The organism is Sphingopyxis sp., assembly GCF_036402335.1.
GTDB lineage: Bacteria > Pseudomonadota > Alphaproteobacteria > Sphingomonadales > Sphingomonadaceae > Sphingopyxis.
Genome location: NZ_DASWTD010000418.1, coordinates 1 through 4,056, shown reverse-complemented (window position 1 = coordinate 4,056; position 4,056 = coordinate 1). Strand labels below are relative to the sequence as shown.

Annotated in this window: 7 protein-coding genes; 6 read left to right on the top strand and 1 reads right to left on the bottom strand. The window is 64.6% G+C overall.

The window, feature by feature from the left end:
• Positions 1-362, bottom strand: a 362-nt coding sequence (gene mscL / locus VGD20_RS13635) for a large conductance mechanosensitive channel protein MscL (RefSeq protein WP_331134972.1), incomplete at its 3' end; no start/stop codon positions are given.
• Positions 363-479: 117 nt separating this feature from the next.
• Here mscL and VGD20_RS13630 point away from each other — a divergent pair.
• The 6 genes from VGD20_RS13630 to VGD20_RS13605 form a co-directional block, all read left to right on the top strand.
• Positions 480-1,082, top strand: coding sequence for a LemA family protein (locus tag VGD20_RS13630; protein WP_331134971.1), 603 nt, complete (start codon positions 480-482; stop codon positions 1,080-1,082).
• 1 nt (position 1,083) lies between these two features.
• Positions 1,084-1,611 carry a TPM domain-containing protein gene (locus tag VGD20_RS13625; RefSeq protein WP_331134970.1) on the top strand — a complete coding sequence of 176 codons (528 nt, stop codon included), beginning with the start codon at positions 1,084-1,086 and terminating at the stop codon, positions 1,609-1,611.
• Positions 1,608-2,432, top strand: coding sequence for a TPM domain-containing protein (locus VGD20_RS13620; protein ID WP_331134969.1), 825 nt, complete (start codon positions 1,608-1,610; stop codon positions 2,430-2,432). The genes VGD20_RS13625 and VGD20_RS13620 overlap by 4 nt, the downstream gene beginning before the upstream one ends.
• Positions 2,433-2,444: 12 nt before the next feature.
• Positions 2,445-3,131 (top strand): hypothetical protein, encoded by a 687-nt coding sequence (locus tag VGD20_RS13615; RefSeq protein WP_331134968.1) that lies wholly within the window; start codon positions 2,445-2,447, stop codon positions 3,129-3,131.
• Positions 3,132-3,142: 11 nt separating this feature from the next.
• Positions 3,143-3,688 (top strand): NUDIX hydrolase, encoded by a 546-nt coding sequence (locus tag VGD20_RS13610; protein WP_331134967.1) that lies wholly within the window; start codon positions 3,143-3,145, stop codon positions 3,686-3,688.
• Positions 3,689-3,755: 67 nt separating this feature from the next.
• Positions 3,756-4,056 (top strand): NAD(+)--rifampin ADP-ribosyltransferase (locus tag VGD20_RS13605; RefSeq protein ID WP_331134966.1); only part of this gene is annotated, 301 nt, incomplete at its 3' end.

Sequence of the window (4,056 nt, the reverse complement as noted above, 5' to 3'; positions counted from 1 at the left end):
CCGGCGGGGGCGTCGGGTGCCTTGCGGACAACCTTGTTCACCGTCTTGACGAGCAGGAAGATGATCCACGCGAGGATCAGGAAATTGATCACCGCGGTGATGAAGGCGCCATAACCGATCATCGCCACGCCGGCTTTTTTGAGCGCCGCATAATCGGTCGCCGCGATGCCGTCGGGAACGCTGCCAAGCAGGATGAACTGGCTCGAAAAATCGACCCCGCCAAAGATCGCACCGACGATGGGCATGATCAGATCCTCGGTCAGCGAGCCGGTGATCGTTGCGAAAGCACCGCCGATGATGACGCCGACGGCGAGGTCGATGACATTGCCGCGCGCGATAAATTCCCTGAATTCACTCAACATCTTGTCGTACCCCGGATTGTTGAACCTTGCGCCGAAAGGTGCCGCGACGATTGCACAAAGGCAAGCGGCTTCCTATTATGTGTGTTGTTGCGGCAAAACGCCGCCGGAGGGAGCTTGATGACCATGTCTTTTCGTTATGCCCGCCTGCTGATCATCCCCGTTGCCGCGATGAGCCTGTCGGCTTGCGGCATCAACAGCGTCCCCACCAAGGAAGAAGCCGCGAAGGCCAAATGGGCGAATGTCGAAGCCGCCTACCAGCGGCGCGCCGACCTGATCCCCAACCTCGTCGAAACCGCCAAGGGCGCATCGAAGATCGAGCAATCGACGCTGGAGGGCGTGATCCAGGCGCGCGCCTCGGCGACGCAGGTCAAACTCAGCACCGACGATCTCGAGGACCCTGCAAAGGTGCAGGCGTTCCAGCAGGCGCAGGGCAATGTGTCGAGCGCGCTCGGCCGCCTGCTCGTCACCGTCGAACAATATCCCGACCTCAAGAGCCAGGCGCGCTTCGCCGACCTGATGACCCAGCTCGAGGGCACCGAAAACCGCATCAACGTGTCGGTGCAGGACTATAACGCCGCGGTGCAGGATTATAACACGACGATCCGGACCTTTCCCGACATCATCGGGGCCAAGATCGTCCATGGCGCACAGCCGATGACGCCGTACAAGGCGACCAGCCCGAATGCCGATCAGGCACCGAAGGTCGACTTCGGTCAATAAGGTGCGCGCCGCCGCCCTTGCCGTGCCGCTCGCAATCCTCACGGTTGCGGGCGGTTGCAAGGCGGCGCCCTCTGCGCCGGCCCTGCGGGAAGAGACCGCGCTTTGCAAAAGCGTCCCGCAGATGGCGCTCGAAGGGCGGGTCACCGACGCCGCCGCGATATTGAGCGACGAAGAGGAAGCGCGCTTGTCCGATCGCCTCGCCCGGTATGAAGACCGGACCCGCCACCAGATGGTCGTCGCGACGACGCCCGGCCTGAACGGGATCAGCGTCGAGAATTTCGGAACCTGCCTCGCCAACCGCTGGGGCATCGGACGCAAGGATCATGACGACGGAATCCTGATCCTCGTCGCGCCGCAGGACCGGCAGATGCGGATCGCGACCGGCCTCGGCATGGAAAAGATCTTTTCCGACGACAAGGCTTTGGCGGTCGTTCGTCAGATGACGCCGCGTTTCAGGCAGGGCGATTATGCCGGCGGCCTGTCGACCGGCATCGACGCTATCGCCGCCCAGACCGGAGATGCACCATGAAATCCGTCCTGCTCGGCTGGGCGCTCGGCCTTTCCCTGCTCGCAGCGCCCGCCACGGCGCAGACCTTCCCGAAGCTCGCGGGTAATCCGGTCGTCGATCAGGCCGATATCATTCCGGCGGCCGAGGAAGCGGCGCTCAACACGCAGCTTCTCGAACTCGAAAAGACGACCGGGCACCAGCTCGTCGTCGCGACGGTCACGGACCTCGAGGGCAATGATATCGCCGACTATGGCTACAAGCTCGGCCGTGCCTGGGGAATTGGCGACGAAACCAAGGACGATGGCGTCGTCTTCCTGATCGCGCCCAACGAGCGGCGGATGAACATCTCGGTCGGCTTGGGGCTCGAACCCATCCTCACCGATGCGCTGTCGGGCCGGATCATTCGCGACGTCGTGACGCCGAAGTTCAAGGCGGGCGACATGCCCGGCGGGATCCAGGACGGCGTCAACGCGATCGCGCAGCAGATCCAGCTGCCGCCCGAAGAAGCCGCGGCACGCGCCGCAGCAGCCGATTCCGCCGAACGCGACCGCGCCGACGACGGCGACTGGGGCGGCCTCTTCTTTGTCGGCTTCATCGTCTTTTTCTTCTTCATCCTGCCGATGCTGTCGCGCCTCGGACGGCGCGGCAAGAAACGCCGCAAGGGCCGGCCGTGGGATGCCCCGATTATCATCTGGGGCGGCGACGACTGGGGTGGCGGCAGCGGCGGCTCTTCATGGGGCGGCGGCGGTTCGAGCTGGGGCGGCGGCGGGGGCGGCGGCTTCGGCGGCTTCTCGGGCGGCGGCGGTTCCTTCGGGGGCGGCGGCGCCTCGGGCGGCTGGTAGGGAGCGCGGAAAATGCCACAGAAAATCAGCCATGTGAGCGAGGCCGATCATGATATCGTCACCGCGGCGGTCGCCGCGGCCGAGGCGCATACGAGCGGCGAGATCGTTACCGTCGTCGCGGCAAAGTCGAACGATTACGACGATGTCGCGCTCGTCTGGGCGAGCATCATCGCCTTCGTTGCGATGTCGGTGATCGCATTGTTCCCCGAATTTTATCGCGGCCTGTACGACCGGCTGACCGGCGGCTGGGGACATGAGCTCACCGCCAATCAATGGCTTGGGACCGTTATTGCCGTCGGCGTGCTTAAATGGATCGGCACGTGGCTGATCCTGTTGTGGCGCCCCCTGCGGATGGCGCTGACGCCGCGCGCGATCAAGGCACAGCGCGTCCGCGCCCGCGCGATCGGCCTGTTCAAGGTCGGCACCGAGGCGAAGACGATCGGGCGCACCGGGGTGCTCTTGTACGTCAGCCTGAAGGAGCATCGTGCCGACATCGTCGCCGACGAAGCGATCGCCGCGAAAGTCTCCGCCGACGTGTGGGGCGACGCCATGGCGGCGCTGATCGAACGCGTTCGCGCCGGCCGGCCCGGCGAGGGCATGGCCGAGGCGGTGCGTCAGATGGGCATCGTGCTCGCAGAGCATTTCCCGCGCGGCAGCGAAAATCCGAACGAACTGCCCGACCGCCTGATCGAACTCTAAAAGGAACCGCCATGAGCCGTCCCGGCGAGGACACCCCCATCGAGACGCGGTGGGAAGGCCGCTTCATCACGGTCAAACAGCAGGGGACGTGGGAATATGTCTCGCGTTCGCGCGGCATCCACGCGGCGGTAATCCTCGCGATCGACGAAGACGAAGGCGGCCGCCACGTCATCCTCGTCGAGCAATATCGCGTGCCGCTCAAACTAAGCTGCCTCGAACTGCCGGCGGGGCTGGTCGGCGACGACACGGCGGGTGAGGCCCCGGAAATCGCAGCTGCGCGCGAACTCGAAGAGGAAACCGGCTATCGCGCCGACGATTGGCGCACCGTCGGCGAATTCTACAGCTCGCCCGGCATGGTCAGCGAAAGTTTTACCCTGCTCGTCGCGACCGGGCTGACCAAGGTCGGCGAAGGCGGCGGGGTCGATAGCGAGGATATCATTGTCCACCGCGTCCCGCTGGATAGCATCGCCGATTTTGTCGCGGCGAAACGCGCCGAAGGCTGCGGCATCGATGTACGGGTGGCGATGCTGCTGGCGGGCGGGTTGCTGGCCCGATAGCCGCTATCGACCGATCGCGGACATTGGCTCACGGACCAAACAGGCTCGCAAGGCAAGGACGATAACGATGACCGAAGTGCTGGACGAGGGTCCGTTTTTCCACGGCACGATTGCCGATCTGCGCGTGGGCGATTTCCTGACCGCGGGCTTCCGGTCGAATTATCGTTCCGAAGTGGTGATGAACCACATCTATTTCACGGCCCTTGTCGACGGTGCGGGGCTTGCCGCCGAAATCGCGGCGGAACTCACCGAGGGCGATGCAGTCCCGCGTGTGTATGCCGTAGAGCCGACCGGGGCATTCGAGAATGACCCGAACGTGACCGACAAGAAATTTCCCGGCAACCCCACCCGGTCGTATCGCAGCAGCG